Origin of the sequence: Pseudomonas palmensis, assembly GCF_049942755.1 — a bacterium.
In the GTDB taxonomy this organism is placed as follows: domain Bacteria; phylum Pseudomonadota; class Gammaproteobacteria; order Pseudomonadales; family Pseudomonadaceae; genus Aquipseudomonas; species Aquipseudomonas palmensis.
This window is the reverse complement of the sequence record NZ_CP187958.1, coordinates 5127203-5143801: the sequence shown is the minus strand read 5'-3', so window position 1 is coordinate 5143801 and position 16599 is coordinate 5127203. Positions and strand designations below refer to the sequence as shown.

Here is a 16599-nt window from a genome sequence, read left to right as displayed (position 1 = left end):
CTGCTGCTCCTGAATGAAGGCGGTTACACCGCGCTGGCTTCGTCGCGCACGGTGGTGCCGTCCTGGGCATGCAGCGCACGCCAGGCAGCACCGGGGCTGACGCCGTTGAGGTAGTAGTTGCCCAGCGCGCGCTCGCGGTAGATCGCCGGGTTGTGTGAGGCCAGGGTGCGCGCATTGCGCCAGTGCCGGTCCAGGCGCCGGGCCTGGCTGGTGGCCGACGCGCCGCCCACCTCGAACAGCAGGGTGGTGACTTCCAGCACCTGCTCCAGCACGATCTGCTGGGCCTGGAAGGTGCGGATATCGGCCTCGACGTAGTCGGCTTCCTGGGCGCTGTCGTTCAGCTCGGCCTGGTGTACCCGCTCGAGTACCTCGGCGGCAGCCAGCACCAGGGTTTCGCTGGCATAGGCCAGGCTCGACAGGCGTCCGATCACCCGCTGCACCAGCGGGTCGTCCTTGGGGCTGGACTGGCCCGGCACGCCGAAGGCGCGGGTGCGGCCCTGGACGAAGGCGGTGGCATCGCGCAGCGCGGCGCGGGCGATACCGGCCAGGGTGGCGAGGTGGAACAGCTGGTAGAACGCCGAGATGTACGACTCGGCGCGCAGCTCGCCGGGCTTGAAGCGGCGCAGCACATGCTGCTCGGGCACCGCCACCTGCTCGAAGCGTGTGGTGCCGCTGCCGCTCAGGCGCTGGCCGAAACCGTCCCAGTCGTCTTCACGGGTCACGCCGGGGGCGTCCACTGCCACCACCACGCTGACGAAATCCTTGTCGTGCATGGCCACGGCCGCCACCCAGTCGGCGTAGATAGTGCCGGTGCAGTAGTACTTCTCGCCGTTCAGGCGCCAGCCCTCCTCGGCGGCCTCCAGGCTGACCGAGTTGGTGCTGCTGTCGCTGCGCTCGGCCATTGCCGCGCCCCACAGCTGCCCGGCCACCACCTTGGCGAACCAGTAGTCCTGGGACGCCGGTTCGCGGGCCGACAGCCGCCCTTCGACGAAACCGAAGTGCGCGCGCACGATCTGCGGCAGGTTGGAGTCGGCCTCGGCCAGGTCGATCAGCAGGCCAAACAGCACCGGCAGGCTGATGCCGGCCCCCCCATGCGCCTGGGGCACGCGCAGCGCCGTGAAGCCGGCATCGCGCAGCAACGCCACGGCCTCGAAGGCCAGTTCGCGCTGCTGTTCTCGCGCCACCGCACCCTCGCCGATCTGTGCGAACAGCGGCTTGAAGCGCGCCTGCAGCGCAGTGTAGGAATTGGATTGGGTCATGACAGGTCCTTGCTTGGGGGTGGCATCACACGGCCTTGGCACGCGGGTCCACCCAGTGATTGATCAGGTCGACGAGAAAGTTCACGACCACGTAGATCGCCGCCGCCAGCAGGGTGATGCCCAGCAGCAGCGGCACGTCCTTGGATGTTGCGGCGTCGAGCATCAGCCGGCCGATGCCCTGGCGCGAGAACAGCAGCTCGATCACCACCGCACCGCCGAGCAGGCTGGCGAACACGAAGCCGGACAGGGTCACCAGCGACACCAGCGCATGGCGCAGCGCGTGTTTGAGGCGCACGCCGGTTTCGGACATGCCGCGGGCGCGCGCCATGGCGATGAAGGGTTGTTCGAGAATGTCTTCCAGTTCCTGGCGCAGTACCTGGCTGAGCACCGCCGCCACCGGCAAGGCCAGCGCCACGCTCGGCAGTATCAGCGCCTGCCAGCCGCTGGAGCCGGACGGCGGCAGCAGGTGCCAGCCGAACGCGAACACCAGCAGCAGGCCCAGGCCGATCACGAACGAGGGCGCCGACGACAGCACCAGCTCCGTGCCCGACACCAGCGAGCGCAGCCATGGCGCGCGATTGGCGGTGAGCACCGCGACCAGCACGGCCAGCAGCACCGCCAGTACCGCCGCGGCCAGCGACAGTTGCACGGTGGCGCCCAGTTGCCCGGCGATGATCTGCCCCACCGGGATGCGCAGGCGGTACGACTCGCCCAGGTCGCCCTGGGCCAGGCGCCCCAGGTAATGGCCGTACTGCACGATCAACGGCTGGTCCAGGCCGTATTCGGCGCGCACCTGGGCGATCAGCTCGGCACTGGGCATCGCCTCCGGCCCGCCGAGGATGGCCAGTGCCGGGTCGCCGGCGCTCAGGTTCAAGGCCAGGAAGGTCAGGGTCGCCGCGCCCCAGAGCACGCCGATGCCGGCCAGCAGCCGACGGAGTATCAGGCGCAGGGTGTTCATCGGGCCTCCTGGTCGAGCCATACGCTGGTGAAGAACGGGGTGTTGTGCGAGGTATCGAAGATCACGCCCTTGACCGCCTTGCGGTAGGCCACCAGCACATGGCTCTCGTACACCGGTACGGCCGGCACGGTTTCCACCAGGCGTTGCTGCGCGGTGCGGTACAGCGCGGCGAGTTCCACCGGCTCGGTGGAACGGCGCGCCGCCGACAGCGCCGCATCGAGGGCGTCATCGCGAAAGCGCCCGGCGTTCTGGCCGATGAGCTTGGGCGTGCTGATCGCATTGCTGTGGTAGAGGATGTACAGCCCGTCGGGGGTGTTGGTGTGCCAGTAGCCGCCGGCGATTGCCTGAAAGTTGCTGGCATAACGGCGCTCGGTGACCTGGGCCAGGGGCAGCAGATCGATGGCCAGCTCGAAACCGACCTTCTTGAGGTCGGCCTGGATGGCCACTGCCACGCTACCGGGGAAGGCGCCGGTCTCGTACATCAGCAGGCGCGCCGACAGGCGCTGGCCGTCCTTGACCCGGTAGCCCCTGGCGTCACGTTCGCTCCAGCCGGCCTGGTCGAGAATGCGGTTGGCCTCGGCCACGTCATAAGCCAGCACATCCTTGAACGCGGGGTCGTAGTAGCGGGTGTTGGCGGCCAGGAAATCGCCCTTGGGCTGGTACTCGCCAAAGCCGGTGATCCAGGCCAGGCCGTCGCGATCGATGGCCTTGGCCACGGCACGGCGCACCTGCACGTCCTGGAACGGGAACTGCTCGACGTTGAAGGTCAGGCTGCGAAACGGGTTGGCCTTGCGGATGCGGCTGCTCATCTGCAGGTCGGGGTTGCTGCGAATGGCCCTGGCGTTCTGCGCCGGCGCGTCCACGGTAAAGTCCGACTGGCCGGACTCGAGCGCGCTGAAGCGGATCATCGGCTCGGGCACGATGCTCAGTTCCAGGCGGTCCAGGTAGGCCTCGCCGTTGTGCCGGGTCACCGGGGGCGCCCAGTTGTAGCCCTTGCGTTTGACAAAGGTGGCGCCCTGGTCGCGGGTGTAGCTTTCCAGCACGAAGGGCCCCGAACCGATGGCATGCTCGGCGATGGACTTGGGCGCCTCGAGGATCTGGCGCGGCGAGATCATGCTCAGCCAGGACTGCGCCAGCACGTCCAGGAACGGCGAATAGGGTTCGCGCAGGTGCGCCTCGAAGGTGTACTCGTCGACGATGCGCCCGTCCACGTAGGGCGCGATGTACGCGGCGGCCAGCGGCGACTTGGTGGCCGGGTCGCGCATGTGCTCCAGGTTGATCTGCACGGCGCGGGCGTTGAATTTCTCGCCGTCGCTGAAGGTCACGTCATCGCGCAGGTGGAAGGTGTAGGTCTTGCCGTCCGGCGAGATGTCCCACGACTTGGCCAGCCACGGCGAGATGTTGCCCTGCTCGTCCTGGTACAGCAGGCAGTCGAACAGGATGCGCCCCAGCCACTGCACGTTGCCGTGGGAAATCGAATGCACGTCCAGGGTGGTGGTGTCGGACGCCGTGGAAATGCGCAGCGTGCCGCCCGGCTTGCCTGGCGCGGCTTCGCGGTAGTCCTCGGCGGCGTAGCTCAGGCTGCCGTCGCGCAGCACGCCGTCGGCGCTCGATACGCTGTTGCGCGGCGCTTCGCTGGCCGGCTTGCAGGCGCCCAGCGCCACCACGCTGGCGAGTACGGCCAGGCGTGCGAGCCTTGTGATCAGGGTCATGTGCTTCCTCCGCCAGCACCGCGTGCAGGTGCACGTCGGCGCTGGCCGCGCTGGCTTAGAAGTTGTAGGTCACGCCGGTGAAGGCGCCGAAGCCGTCGCCCGGGTACAGCGACGCGACGTCCCTGCCCTGGGAGTTGTAGGTCGGCAGCACGGCGGTCACGTAGTCCTGGTCGGTGATGTTCTTCAGGTCCAGGTACACCTGCCAGGTCTTGCCCGGGTCGTCGTAACCCAGGCGCGCACCCCACAGCGTGTAGGACGGCGCGTAGAAGCTGTTGGCGTAGTCCACCGAAGTCTTGGAGGCGGTGCGCACGTTGACCCCGGCGTAGAAACCGCTGGCCCACTGGTACTGCAGCTCGCCCTGATACACGTGCTTGGGCAGGCCCGGCAGTTCGTTCTTCTTGAACAGCGGGTCGTTCTCGTAGTGGAAGTCGTTGAGGGTGTAGGCCTGGCGCCAGGTCAGGCTGTCACCGTTGGCGCCTTCCCACAGGCGGGTGCTCAGGCCGGCCTCGATGCCCTGGTGGATGGTGGGCGTGGCATTGGAGGTGGACACCACCGCAGCAGAGGTGGCAGTGGCCGGCAGCACTTCGACGTTGAGCAGCTCGTTCTTGACCCAGGATTTGTAGAACGCCAGGCTGCCGTCGAAGATCCCCGACTTGCCCTTGATGCCGAACTCCACGGTGTTGGCCGCTTGCGGCACCAGTGGCTTGGCGTAGTTGCTGGTGACCCCGGAGCCGGAGCTGGACCAGGAGCTTGGCGGGTCGATAGTGCGGCTGGCGTTGGCGAACAGCTGCACGTCCGGGGCGATGTAGTAGCGCAGGCCGATACGCGGGGCCAGCTTCCACTCGTCGTACTTGTAGTGGCTGGGCAGGCCGCTGGTGTTGGGGCGGTCGCTGTAGGTGACGTTGATGTCACGCTTGATCTCGATCGCCGACACGCCGGTGGCCAGGTACAGGTTGTCGGTCAGGCCCAGGTCGTTGCCCAGGGTGAACACATGGTCGAACGAGCCGTCGTACTCGACCTGCTTCTGCAGAATGCCCAGGTCCTTGTCGCCCTTGTAGGTGCGTGCGCCGGAACGGATGTGCTGAGTGCTGCTCCAGCCCGCGGTGGTGGTGCTGGGCAGGCCGAACAGCTGGTCGGTGCGGCTGTACTTGAGCGAGTAGTTGATGTCGCGCCAGTCCCAGTAGTTGGGGTTGACGGTGCTCTTGCGGCTGAGGATCTGCGGGTAGTTGTGGTACACCAGCCCGGCTTCGAGGGTGGCATCGTCATCGAAGGTGTAGGTGGTCTTGCTGCCGACCCAGGTCGAGCCGCGCTTGGTGGAGTCGCCACGGGTGGCGTAGGTGGCGGCGTTGGTCTGTTTGGAGTTCTTTTTGAGCTGCGCCAGGGTCAGGGTGCCCGAGTTCTCGTGGTATTCCTCGCGGTAGCGGATGTACAGACGGGTTTCGAGCTTGGGGTTGAAGCGGTAGCCGAAGTTGCTGACCACCCCCTTGGCCTTGGTGAAGGTGAAGTCCTGGTAGCCGTCGCGGCGAGCGTTGTCGACGCTGACGTAGTAGTCGGCATTGCCGGCCACGCCGCCGGTGCTCAGGGTCTGCTTCTGCCAGCCGAAACTGCCGCCTTCGAGCTTGATGCGGTTGCCCGGTGCGGTCAGCCCGGAGTTGGTCACGAAGTTGATCGCGCCCCCCAGTGAAAGTGCGCCGTATTCGAAGGCGTTGGCACCGCGCAGTACTTCGGTGTAGTTCAGGCCCTGGGTATCCAGTAGTTCATAGGGCGTGCCACCGGCGCCGGTCAGTGCAAGGCCGTCGAAGAGAAACTTGGTGCCTTCGCGGAAATAGCCGGGCGAGGTATTGGCGCCGGAACCGCGAATGGAAATCTTGATGGCATCGTTGCCACCGGCAGCTTGGGCGTAGACGCCGGGCTGGTACGCCAGGGTGTCTTCCAGGGTGGCCGAGCGGCCCTTTTCGACTTCAGCCTGGGTGACCAGGCTGGTACCGCCGGCGACCTCGTCGAGTTTGCTCTGCGCCGCCTGCACAGGGCTCTGTTTGGCGGCCTGCACGGTGACCGTACCCAGGCGCTTGTCGCCGCTGGTGTCGGTGTCGGCGGCCGAGGCCAACGGGATGAATGTTAATAGTGCGCTGCTTACAGCGAACAGGGATGAATGTCGCAATACTGCCGAAGTTGCCCAATGCACGCGTTTCAAGGTCTTGCTCCCCACCTGATTAAAATTAGGCGAGTTTCTATTGGTATAGTCAATCTCACAGGGACTATTGCAGCGAGCGTGCCAACTGGCGAAGTGCCTTGTTTAAAGGGGTTTAGTTATAAAGCGGCAAGTAATCGAGTGTTGTATTCGAGGGCTAGTGTCGGGAGGGTGTTGCCAGGCGAACAGTTGCCAGTTGCTGATCTATGTATATAACCGGCAAGGCCGGCGCCTACAGGTTGGCCGCTGTCTGTAGGCGCCGGCCTTGCCGGCGAAGCAGTAGTGGGCTTGTTACAGACCCTGGTGCAAGGCCCACAGCCGCGCGATGTCCCGCGCCCTGTCGCGCAGCAGCGGCGCTGCCTGCTCGCACGCCTGCTGAAGGCTCATCGGCCCGCTGGTCAACGCAAATGCCGCATCGATGCCATGCTCATACAGCGCCTGGTAGCCCTCGCCCAGGGTGCCGGCAATCACCACCACCGGCACGCCGTGACGCCTGGCTATGCGCGCCACACCGAACGGAGTCTTGCCGCGCAGAGTCTGTGCATCGAAGCGCCCCTCCCCGGTGATCACCAGGTCGGCACCGCGTACCGCCGCCTCCAGCCCGGCCAGCTCGGCCACCACTTCGACCCCAGCACGAAACTGCGCGCCCATGAAGGCCTTGGCCGCAAAGCCCATGCCGCCCGCTGCGCCACAGCCCGGAAACGCCCGAACGTCTTCCTCCAGCAGGCCGGCGCAATGGTCGGCAAAGTGCCCCAGTGCATGGTCGAGCAAGGCGACCTGGGCGGGGCTCGCCCCCTTTTGCGGGCCGAAGATCGCCGAGGCACCATTGGCCCCGCACAGTGGGTTGTCGACGTCTGCGGCCACTTCCACCTGCACGTCGAGCAGGCGCGGGTCCAGCCCGCTGCTGTCCAGCCGGGCCAGGTGCGCCAGGGCCAGGCCGCCCGGTGCCAGTTCAGCGCCCTGGGCATCGAACAGCCGCAGCCCCAGCGCTCGCAGCATGCCACTGCCGGCATCGTTGGTGGCACTGCCGCCGATGGCCAGGATGATGCGCTGTGCCCCGGCATCCAGCGCCGCGCCGATCAGCTGCCCGGTGCCATAGGTGCTGCTGCGGCAAGCATCGCGCTGGGCGAGGCCGAGCAGTTGCAGGCCGCTGGCCTGGGCCATTTCGATGATGGCGGTGTGGCTGTCGGCCAACCAGCCCCAGTGGGCCAGTACCGGTGTGCCGAGCGGGCCCTGCACCTGCAGGCTGCGCTGTTCGCCGCTGCAGGTCGCCACCAGGGCCTGCAGGGTGCCCTCGCCGCCATCGGCCATCGGGCAACTGACCAGCTCGGCCTGTGGCAAGGCATCGGCCAGCCCCCGGGCGATGGCAGCGGCCACGTCTTCGGCGCTCAGGCTGTCCTTGAACGAGTCGGGGGCGATGACGATTTTCATGCGGTGTGCTCCTTATCCAGATGAGCTGCATGCTGACAGTTGCGCCGGCGGCGGGCGTCGGTCGGATGCACAGGCGGGCGCAGGGTTATTTGTTCAGTTGGACAATGCACCGACCAAGCGGCCCGCACAGGCAATCAACTGTTCACGGGCAACAACTGCAACCCCAGGTACAGGCTCAGCATCCCTTCCAGCCGCATCGGGTCCACCCCGCTCAACTCGGCCACCCGTTCCAGTCGGTAACGCAAGCTGTTGCGGTGAATGCCCAGCGCCTCGGCGCACGCCTGGCTCTGCCCGTCGTGGGCGCACCAGGCCCGCAGGGTGGCCAGCAGCTGCCCGTTGCTGTCCTTGGCACGCAGCCGTTGCAGCGGTTGCAGCAGTTCGTCCAGTGCATCGTCGTTGCGATGACGCCACAACAGCGCCGGCAGCCGATAGCGCGCCAGGGTCAGCAGGCGCTGGCGGGGCAGTACCTCGCGCCCGTAGGCAAGCAGGTCGCGCACCCGACGATAACCGCGGCGCAGGTTGTCCAGCCCTTCGGCCGGGCCAGCCACTGCCAGGCGCTGCACGGTCCAGCCCTGGGCCTGCATCTTGTCCAGCAGGCGCTGTTCGTCCAGCGCCACCGTCGCCGGGCGGCACCACAGCAACGACTGACGTGCCGGGCTCACGCACCAGCTGTCGGGGTAGCGCAGCATCAGCCAGGCCGCCAGCGGCTCGGCGGCCGGGCCCTCCTCCAGCTCGAACAGGCACGGGATACGCGTGAGCTGGGGTTTGAGCCCCAGTTGCCGAGCCTCGTCCACCAGCCGGGTGGCGTCGCCGTTGCCGCCCAGCAGCAAGGCCAGCAGGTCGTCGCAGCGCTGCTTGCGCCACTGCTGCTGCACTTGCAGGTGCCGTTGGGCCAGCAGCATCTCGGCGGTCATGCGCACCAGTTCGGCGTAGGTGCGCACCTGCTGCGGGTCGCCGGTGATGCCGAGCACGCCGATCAGGCGCCCGTCCAGCAGCAGCGGCAGGTTCACACCCGGCTGCACGCCCTTGAGGCATCTGGCGGCCTCTTCGTCGAGCTCGACGATGCGCGCGTTGGCCAGCACCAGTTGCGCGCCTTCGTGACGGGTGTTGATACGCTGCGCCTCGCCACTGCCCAGGATCAGCCCCTGGCTGTCCATGACATTGACGTTGTAGGGCAGAATGGCCATCGCACGGTCGACGATATCCTGTGCCAGGTCGTGGTCGAGCTCGAACATGGGCGGATCCTTGTGGTCGCAATGGTTGGTCGAGGGCACAGCGGTGCAGCGCAAAGGCTGTGCAAAAGCACAAAGACAGCGTCCTCTGGCTCAAACAGACTCGTCATGACAACTGCCTCGACGCAGTTGCGGCGATAAACATAAAAACAGAGAGAGAATCATGTCATACCGCCCTGCCCCTGACCAAGGCCACGACATCGACCGCAACGCGCTGTACCGGCGCATCACCCTGCGGCTGATCCCGTTCATCTTCATCTGCTACCTGTTCAACTACCTGGACCGCGTCAACGTCGGCTTTGCCAAGTTGCAGATGCTCGACGCGCTGAAGTTCAGCGAAACCATCTACGGCCTGGGTGCCGGCATCTTCTTCATCGGCTACGTGCTGTGCGGCCTGCCCAGCAACCTGGCGCTCAACCGCTTCGGGCCACGGCGCTGGATCGCGCTGATGATGATCGCCTGGGGCACGCTGTCGACCTGCCTGCTGTTCGTCACCACCCCCATGGAGTTCTACGTGCTGCGCCTGTTCACCGGCGCCGCCGAAGCGGGGTTCTTCCCGGGTATCGTGCTGTACCTCTCGCGTTGGTTCCCGGCGCAGCGGCGCGGGCGCATCATGGCGCTGTTCATGTCGGCGATCCCGGTGTCGGGGCTGCTGGGCGGGCCGTTCTCGGGGTGGATTCTCAACCACTTCGCCGCCGGCCAGGGCGGCCTGGCCGGCTGGCAATGGATGTTCCTGATCCAGGGCGTGCCTACCGTGGTGCTCGGCTGTCTGGCGATCGTGCTGCTCAGCGATGGCTACGCCAAGGCCGGCTGGCTGACCCCGGCGCAGCGCCAGGCGGTTGAGGCCGACCTGAACGCTGACGCGGCGGCCAAGCCGAAAACCGCCAGCGACAGCCTGCTGTCGGTGCTGGCCAACCCGTTGATCTGGACCTTCGGCTTCATCTACTTCTGCATCCAGAGCGGCGTGTATGCGATCAACTTCTGGCTGCCATCGATCATCAAGAACATGGGTTTCGACGATGCCCTGCTGATCGGCTGGCTGAGCGCCATCCCGTACCTGCTGGCCGGGCTGTTCATGCTGCTGGTGGGGCGTTCGGCAGACCTGCGCAACGAGCGGCGCTGGCACCTTGTGGTGCCGATGCTGATGGGCGCGGTGGGGCTGCTGATGGCGGTCAACTTCGCCCACAGCCCGGTGATCGCGATTCTGGGCCTGAGCATCGCGACCATGGGCGCGCTCACCGGCCTGCCGATGTTCTGGCCGATGCCCACTGCCCTGCTCACTGCGGGCACTGCGGTGGCGGGCCTGGCGATCATCAACTCGGTGGGCCAGATGGCCGGGTTCCTCAGCCCGTACCTGGTGGGCTGGATCAAGGACCAGACCGGCTCGACCGACGTGGCGTTGTATTCGCTGGCGGGGTTGATCGTGGTGGGCAGCCTGGTGGCGCTGCGGGTGTCGCGCTCCAGCTGACGACCGCTTCGCCGGCAAGGCCGGCTCCTACGGGCCTGAGGGCCGTTCACACGATTGTGCGGGAGCCGGCCTTGCCGACGAAGCTTTCAACCCTGTAAAACAGCTCGACCCCCTCCCGCAAAAGGATGCTCGAGCATGATCTACCGTCCCCTGGGCCGCAGTGGCCTGCAGGTTTCCGCCCTCACCCTGGGCAGCATGATGTTCGGCGAGCAGACCAGCACCGAAGACTCGCTGCGTATCATCGACAAGGCCTGGGACCAGGGCATCAATTTCATCGATACCGCCGACGTGTACAACGCCGGCCGCTCCGAAGAAATCGTCGGCGAAGCCATCGCCCGCCACCGTCACGACTGGGTGCTGGCCTCCAAGGTCGGCTTCGGCCCGGTCGACGGCCTGCCCAACCGCAGCGGCCTGAGCCGCAAGCATATCTTCAATGCCATCGACACCAGCCTCACGCGCCTGGGCACCGATTACCTGGACATCTACTACCTGCACCGCGAAGACCACGCCACCCCGCTGGAGGTCAGCGTGGCAGCCATCGGCGACCTGCTGCGCCAGGGCAAGGTCCGTCACTGGGGCGTGTCGAACTTTCGCGGCTGGCGCATCGCCGAGGTGTGCAACCTGGCCGAACGCCTGGGTATCCCCAAGCCCGTGATCAGCCAGCCGCTGTACAACATCGTCAACCGCCAGGCCGAAACCGAGCAGTTCACCGCTGCAGCCTTTCACGGCCTGGGCGTGGTGCCCTACAGCCCGCTGGCGCGTGGGGTGCTCAGCGGCAAGTACGCCCCCGACGCCACCCCGGACGCCAACAGCCGCGCCGGGCGCCAGGACAAGCGCATCCTCGAGACCGAATGGCGCAGCGAGTCACTGGCCATCGCGCAGAAGATCCACGCCTATACCCAGGCCAAGGGCGTGGGCATGGTCGAGTTCGCCATTGCCTGGGTGCTCAACAACCAGCACGTCAGCTCCGCCATCGTCGGCCCGCGCACCGAAGCGCAGTGGGACACCTATGGCGGTGCGCTGCAGGTGAAGATCACCGCCGAAGACGAAGCTTTCATCGATTCGCTGGTTACCCCCGGGCATGCCTCCACCCACGGCTACAACGACGCGGCGCACTTCGTCAGCGGGCGCCAGCCACGCTGAGTTCGCAACCGATCAGGTGGCTGATGGCGGCCTTGAGCTTCATCGGCCGCACCGGTTTGTGCAGCAGGCTGTGGCCCAGGTCGCGCACCTGCTGCTTGAGCTCCACGCTGTAGTTGGCAGTGATCATCAGGGCCGGCAACGGCGTATGCCGCTGCGTATTGATCGACCCGACCGCCTCCAGGCCGTTGCGGTCGTTGTCCAGGTGATAGTCGACGATCAGCAGGTCGGCCCACTCGCTGTCCAGTGCCACCTGGCGGGCCAGGTCCTGTTCGCTCAGGGCGGTGACCACCGAGCAGCCCCACTGCTCCAGCAAGCTGCGCATGCCCGCGCAGATCGCCGCATCGTTGTCCACCACCCAGATACGTGCGCCGTCCAGGCGTTCGGTCAGCGGCTCGACCTGTGACGGTTGCGGCTCGCGCCGGGGCGCACGCTTGCTGCGCGGCACCTCGATGGAGAACACCGAGCCTTTGCCCGGCGTGGAGCGCAGGTGCACGCGGTGGCCGAGAATGCCGGCGATCTTGTCGACGATGGCCAGGCCCAGGCCCAGGCCGCGATCCTGGTCGGGACGCTGCAGGTCGCCGCGCTTGAACTCCTGGAACACCTCGGCGCACTTGTCGGGGGCGATGCCGATGCCGGTGTCCCATACCTCGATGAACACCCGCTGCCCACGCCGACGGCACCCGAGCATCAGGCGCCCCTGCGGGGTGTAGCGGATGGCATTGCTGAGCAGGTTGCGCAGGATGCGTGCCAGCAGCTGGATGTCGCTGCGCACCCGCAGGCTGCTGCGCACGTAGCTCATGCGCAAGCCTTCGCTGGCGGCGGCATGGGCGTACTCGGCGGCCAGGTTGTCGAGCAGGTCGCTGACCGCGAAGGTCGCGACATCGGCCTTGATCACCCCGGCATCGAGCTTGGAGATGTCGACCAGGGTGCCCAGCAGGCTTTCGACGTCATCCAGCGAATTGCTGACGTTGCGCACCAGCGCCGGGCTTGCACAGTTCTGCTCCTGCAGCGCGCTGGTGAACAGGCGCGCGGCGTTGAGCGGTTGCAGCAGGTCGTGGCTGACCGCGGCAAGGAACTTGGTCTTGGACAGGTTGGCCTGGTCGGCCTCCTGCTTGGCCTCGCGCAGGCGCGCTTCGGCGCGGCGCCGCTCTTCGATTTCGCGCAGCAGTTGCTGGTTGAGCTGGGTGAGTTCGGCGGTGCGCTCGCGCACCCGCAACTCCAGGTTCTGGTAGGCCTGGTGCAGGGCTTCGGCGGTACGCCGGCGTTCGGTGATGTCGCGGATCAGCACGAAGATCCCCACCACCTCGCCGCTGGCCAGCTGGTTGGGCACATAGGAACGCAGCATGTAGCGCTCCTGGCCGTGGGCGTTGGTTTCGGCGAACTCGAACGTCACGCTCTCGCCCGACAGTGCCCGCTCCACGTAACTCTCCAGGCGCTGGTAATGCTCGGCGCTGTGCACCTCGCGCAGGCTCTGGCCGAGCATTACCCCGCGCGGCCAGCAGTACCACTGCTCGTACACCTTGTTGGTGAACTCGTAGACCAGGTCGGCGTTGAGGTAGGCGATCAGCGCCGGCACGTGGTCGGTGATCAGGCGGATCCAGCGCTCGCTCTCGCTCAGCGCCTCGGCATGCTGATAGCGCTCGGTGATGTCGGTGAAGGTGTTGACGAAACCGCCGGCCGGCAGCGGATGGGTACGGATTTCGAGCATGCGCCCGTCGAACAGGCGCTGCTCCAGTTCATGGATGCTGCGCCCGTTGGCATCGGTGCTGGCCGGGGTGAGCAAGGCCAGCTCGCTGTCGGCGATCACCTCGGCAAAGTCGCGATGGGCGGCAATCGGGGCCAGCCCGCTGAGTTCCAGGAAGCGCCGGTTCCACAACTCCAGCACGCCGTCGGCATTGACCATGGCCACGCCCTGGGACAGGTTGTCGACCGCACGCTGCAGCAGATGCGACTTCTGCGCCACGGCCTGTTCGCGGCGCTGGGTTTCGCTGAGCTTGATCTGGGTGATGTCGGTGAACAGCATCACGCAGCCGCCGCCCTGGGTCGGGCGCTCGCTGACCTGCAGCCAGCGCCCGCCCTGCAGGCGGTACACCATGTGCTCGGCGCTGGGGCCGCGTTGTTCTTCGCAGAACAGCCCGGTGCTCTGCATCAGCCGCTTGATCTCGGCCAGACGCATGCCGCCGATGATGCGGATGCGGCTGTTGGCCCAGAACGCCTTGAAGCGCTGGTTGAACAGCACGATGCGCTGCTGCGGGTCGAACAGCACGAAGGCGTCGGAAATGCTTTCGATGGCGTCCACCAGGTACTGGTGCGCGGTTTCGGCGCGCAGCCGCGCATCGCTGAGCAGGTGGTTGCTGGCCTTGAGTTCGGCCATGGCCTGGTTCAGCGCATCGGTGCGCTCGCGCACCTGCTCGGCCAGCACCACCGAGTGCTGGAACGCCGCATACGAGTCGTCCGGGCGCGCGGCACCCGATTCCTGGCGTTCGATCAGGGCGGCGTTGATACGGCTGAGCTTGCGGTTTTCATGCTGCAAGCGGGCGATCAGCGCGGCCTGGTCAATGTCCACGGCGTGCACGGGGCTGGCCAATGGCGACGCCGGTGAACGTCTGGTTGATGTGCATGCCATTGAACTGTTCTCCATAGGAGTTGAACCCCACCACAGGCTGCTGCTGCAAAAAGGCGCCGACGGCTTCGAACTCGGCGCTGCCTTCCAGCTCCAGGCGGCGCAGGAAGCAGTCGCAGCCGATGGTCAGCAGCAACGGCCCGAGGCGTTCGCGCAAGCCGTCGAACAACGCGCTCAGGTTGGGCAGCAGGGGCCCGGGGCGCATGGCGGTGAGCACGATGCCGTTCTCCACCGCGCAGTAGAAACTCAGGCTGCCGTCGTCGTGCACCTGCTGGATGGCCCGCACGTAGTAGCGCTCGTTGATGCGCACCGCCAGCGGGTGGGCGGCGAAGGTGCGGTGGTCGAGCTGTTCGGGGGGCACGCCGATCAGCGCGGCGTATTCCTGCGCGGCGGGTTCGGCATTGAGCTCGTAGACCCGGCGCAGGGTACTGTCGGCGCGGGTGACCACGAGCTTTTCCTGGCGCGGCTGGATGTGGTGGGTGGTGAACACCTCGAAATCCAGGCAGGTATTGACCAGCAGCACCACGGCAGCGCTGCTGTGGAAGGCGCCGTCGAAGTACACATGGGTGTGGTGCAGGTAGTTGTCGTCGCCGGCCGAGCCGCCGAAATGCGGGATGTCGCCCAGGGCGGCACTGAGGGCGGCAAGCACAGTTTCCTCACGGCTGGACAGCCCGTCGAGCAGGGTCAGGGCGAAGCTGTGGCCCTTGATCGGGGCCAGGGTGTTGCTGCGACAGTCGCCGACCAGGCGCTCGACCATCTGCTGCGCGTCGATCAGGCTGAAGTACTGCATGGGGGCGATGAGTTCGGCGGCAATCGAGAACATCCGGTAATCGAAGCCCAGCGCGGTGATGCAGCCGCGGCCGTAGCCTTCGGGGGTGATTTCGCCGGCGCTGGTGCAGCCTGCCAGGCGGATGCCGCCCAGGCTCTGTTGCAGCGAGTGGGCCAGGGCTGGCAAGTCGTATTCGGCGGAGCAGAAGAACAGCACGAAGCCCAGGTGCGGGTGCAGCAGCTGACGGGCCAGGTCCTGTGCGGCCTCTTCGGCGACACTGGCGCGCGAGACGGCACTGACAATGCCCTCGGCGGGGGGTTGGTGCATGACGGCCTCCGGCGGGGGCTTTAACGGATGGGCCCAGTGTACGAAGGGGCTGGAGGGGGTCGAATGCTACTTGGGTAGTGGGTGGGGGTGGCATTGGTTGTAGGTTTGCAAGGGCGGTGCCCTTTCGCTGGAACGCCGGCGCCCACAGGTTTGCCACTGACGTGAAGAACAGTGGCATCGCTGTGGGCGCCGGCTTGCCAGCGAAGGGGGCGACGCGGTTTACCAGGTCAGCACGGCACCCAGGGCCAGCGTATCGGTGTCTTCGTTCTGGCTGCTGCCCTCATGCCCGCGGATTTCGAACTGGTTGTATTCGGCTACCAGGGTGAGGTTGGCATTGATGTCGCGGAACAGCGCGATGCCGCGGGTCTCGTAGTCGGCGCCGGTGTTGACCGCGCCGTTGCCGTCGTCCTTGGTCTTGCCGTACGACAACGCCAGGCGGTTCTTGCCGAACTTGTACGAGCCCTGCATCAGGTAGCCCTTGCTGTCGACCTCGCGCAAGGTGGCTTCCCCGGCGTTGTTGGTGAAGAACGGGTTGATGCCCTTGGCGGTGAAGCCGGAACCGGTCAGCGAGAAGGCGCCCATCTTGGCCTGTACGCCATAGCCCAGGCCCTTGGAGGTCACCGAGTCGACGTTGTGGTCGGTGTTGTCCGAGGTCTGGTAGCCACCGTTGATCCAGCTGTAGATCTTGGCGCCCCCCAGGTCGAACTGGTAGGTGATCTCGCTCTCGGTGCGCGGATTCTTCTGGTAGGCCTTGCCCACCGCGCTGTCATCGTTGGTATCGACCGGGTCCATGATGCCCACGGCGATGCGCAGGCCATCCATCACCGGGGTGCGATAGGTGATCTGCGCAGTGGGGAACGGGTACGGGTAGCCGGTGCCGATGTTGCCGAACGATACGCCGCCACCGTCCACCAGGCCGAGGGTGTCACTGACCTGGCCATAGCCGGCCAGCAACTCGTCGAGCAGGATGTTGGAACGGGCGAACAGGCCGAAGTCCTTGCCGATCAGTACTTCGCCCCACTCTGAATTGGTCACGGTGCCGTAGAACTGACGCACGTCGATGGCCGTGTCGGTGCCGTTGGTTTCACTGTCGTTGATGGTGACCCAGAACGAAGCGCGCCCGCCCAGCTTGAGGTCGTCGATCTGACGGGTCATGTTGAAACCCAGGTAGTTGGGCAGAAAGCCCATCTTGACCCGGGACTGGCGACGGTCGAACTGCTCGCCGTCACGGTCGACCTTGCTGTTGACGTAGAAGGCGTTGATGTAGCCGTCGGTGGAAAAGGTCGTGTCGTCCTTGTCGTACAGCATGATCTCGGCCTGGGCCAGCGGGGTCAGGCCCAGCGCGGCAAGGCTCGCCACCAAGGGCAGGAAACGTGTATGGGCATTCTTATTGTTGTGCATGACGCTCTCCGCAAACGGGTGGACGGTTGTCGGAGGCGATTATCGAAAAGCGGCGCCGCGCGCCCTACGCTGCCTTGGGGGCAAG

11 protein-coding genes are annotated in these 16599 nt (G+C 66.3%); 2 read left to right on the top strand and 9 right to left on the bottom strand.

The window, feature by feature from the left end:
* Nucleotides 1-23 precede the first annotated feature (23 nt).
* From ACPRTJ_RS23860 to ACPRTJ_RS23835, 6 genes are all read right to left on the bottom strand, one after another.
* Nucleotides 24-1259, bottom strand: a complete 1236-nt coding sequence (locus ACPRTJ_RS23860) for an acyl-CoA dehydrogenase family protein (RefSeq protein WP_058540179.1) — start codon at nucleotides 1257-1259, stop codon at nucleotides 24-26.
* A gap of 25 nt (nucleotides 1260-1284) precedes the next feature.
* Complete coding sequence (locus ACPRTJ_RS23855; protein ID WP_054914524.1) at nucleotides 1285-2217, bottom strand: ABC transporter permease; 933 nt, start codon at nucleotides 2215-2217, stop codon at nucleotides 1285-1287.
* Entirely contained in the window at nucleotides 2214-3929 is a 1716-nt protein-coding gene (locus tag ACPRTJ_RS23850; RefSeq protein ID WP_426427381.1) for an ABC transporter substrate-binding protein, read from the bottom strand. Before ACPRTJ_RS23850 ends, ACPRTJ_RS23855 begins: the two co-directional genes overlap by 4 nt.
* A 55-nt stretch (nucleotides 3930-3984) precedes the next feature.
* On the bottom strand, nucleotides 3985-6114 hold the full coding sequence (locus tag ACPRTJ_RS23845) for a TonB-dependent receptor family protein (RefSeq protein WP_229590261.1): 2130 nt from the start codon (nucleotides 6112-6114) through the stop codon (nucleotides 3985-3987).
* Nucleotides 6115-6411: 297 nt separating this feature from the next.
* Nucleotides 6412-7551, bottom strand: a complete 1140-nt coding sequence (locus ACPRTJ_RS23840; RefSeq protein ID WP_054914526.1) for a glycerate kinase — start codon at nucleotides 7549-7551, stop codon at nucleotides 6412-6414.
* Between the two features lie 134 nt (nucleotides 7552-7685).
* Nucleotides 7686-8786 (bottom strand): sugar diacid recognition domain-containing protein, encoded by a 1101-nt coding sequence (locus tag ACPRTJ_RS23835; protein WP_043862760.1) that lies wholly within the window; start codon nucleotides 8784-8786, stop codon nucleotides 7686-7688.
* A gap of 160 nt (nucleotides 8787-8946) precedes the next feature.
* Here ACPRTJ_RS23835 and ACPRTJ_RS23830 point away from each other — a divergent pair, with 160 nt between their 5' ends.
* Both ACPRTJ_RS23830 and ACPRTJ_RS23825 read left to right on the top strand, forming a co-directional pair.
* Nucleotides 8947-10251: an MFS transporter gene (locus tag ACPRTJ_RS23830; protein ID WP_078480999.1), complete on the top strand. Its 1305-nt coding sequence runs from the start codon at nucleotides 8947-8949 to the stop codon at nucleotides 10249-10251.
* A gap of 135 nt (nucleotides 10252-10386) precedes the next feature.
* Nucleotides 10387-11394: an aldo/keto reductase gene (locus ACPRTJ_RS23825; protein WP_116054017.1), complete on the top strand. Its 1008-nt coding sequence runs from the start codon at nucleotides 10387-10389 to the stop codon at nucleotides 11392-11394.
* On the opposite strand, the gene nahK is transcribed toward ACPRTJ_RS23825, so the two are convergent.
* From nahK to ACPRTJ_RS23810, 3 genes are all read right to left on the bottom strand, one after another.
* Nucleotides 11372-14020, bottom strand: a complete 2649-nt coding sequence (nahK, locus tag ACPRTJ_RS23820; RefSeq protein ID WP_078481000.1) for a hybrid sensor histidine kinase/response regulator NahK/ErcS' — start codon at nucleotides 14018-14020, stop codon at nucleotides 11372-11374. The genes ACPRTJ_RS23825 and nahK overlap by 23 nt on opposite strands.
* A complete protein-coding gene (gene nosP, locus ACPRTJ_RS23815; protein ID WP_058540175.1) occupies nucleotides 13950-15113 on the bottom strand; it encodes a nitric oxide-sensing protein NosP in 1164 nt (387 codons plus the stop codon). The genes nahK and nosP overlap by 71 nt, the downstream gene beginning before the upstream one ends.
* Before the next feature lie 219 nt (nucleotides 15114-15332).
* Nucleotides 15333-16514, bottom strand: coding sequence for a porin (locus ACPRTJ_RS23810; RefSeq protein ID WP_043860154.1), 1182 nt, complete (start codon nucleotides 16512-16514; stop codon nucleotides 15333-15335).
* Nucleotides 16515-16599 lie beyond the last annotated feature (85 nt).

Excerpts from the sequence above, each read along its gene's own strand:
- nahK (WP_078481000.1), bottom strand. The coding sequence starts at position 14,020 with ATGGCATGCACATCAACCAGACGTTCACCGGCGTCGCCATTGGCCAGC.
- nosP (WP_058540175.1), bottom strand. The coding sequence starts at position 15,113 with ATGCACCAACCCCCCGCCGAGGGCATTGTCAGTGCCGTCTCGCGCGCC.
- ACPRTJ_RS23825 (WP_116054017.1), top strand. The coding sequence starts at position 10,387 with ATGATCTACCGTCCCCTGGGCCGCAGTGGCCTGCAGGTTTCCGCCCTC.
- ACPRTJ_RS23855 (WP_054914524.1), bottom strand. The coding sequence starts at position 2,217 with ATGAACACCCTGCGCCTGATACTCCGTCGGCTGCTGGCCGGCATCGGC.
- ACPRTJ_RS23850 (WP_426427381.1), bottom strand. The coding sequence starts at position 3,929 with ATGACCCTGATCACAAGGCTCGCACGCCTGGCCGTACTCGCCAGCGTG.
- ACPRTJ_RS23810 (WP_043860154.1), bottom strand. The coding sequence starts at position 16,514 with ATGCACAACAATAAGAATGCCCATACACGTTTCCTGCCCTTGGTGGCG.
- ACPRTJ_RS23835 (WP_043862760.1), bottom strand. The coding sequence starts at position 8,786 with ATGTTCGAGCTCGACCACGACCTGGCACAGGATATCGTCGACCGTGCG.
- ACPRTJ_RS23860 (WP_058540179.1), bottom strand. The coding sequence starts at position 1,259 with ATGACCCAATCCAATTCCTACACTGCGCTGCAGGCGCGCTTCAAGCCG.
- ACPRTJ_RS23830 (WP_078480999.1), top strand. The coding sequence starts at position 8,947 with ATGTCATACCGCCCTGCCCCTGACCAAGGCCACGACATCGACCGCAAC.
- ACPRTJ_RS23840 (WP_054914526.1), bottom strand. The coding sequence starts at position 7,551 with ATGAAAATCGTCATCGCCCCCGACTCGTTCAAGGACAGCCTGAGCGCC.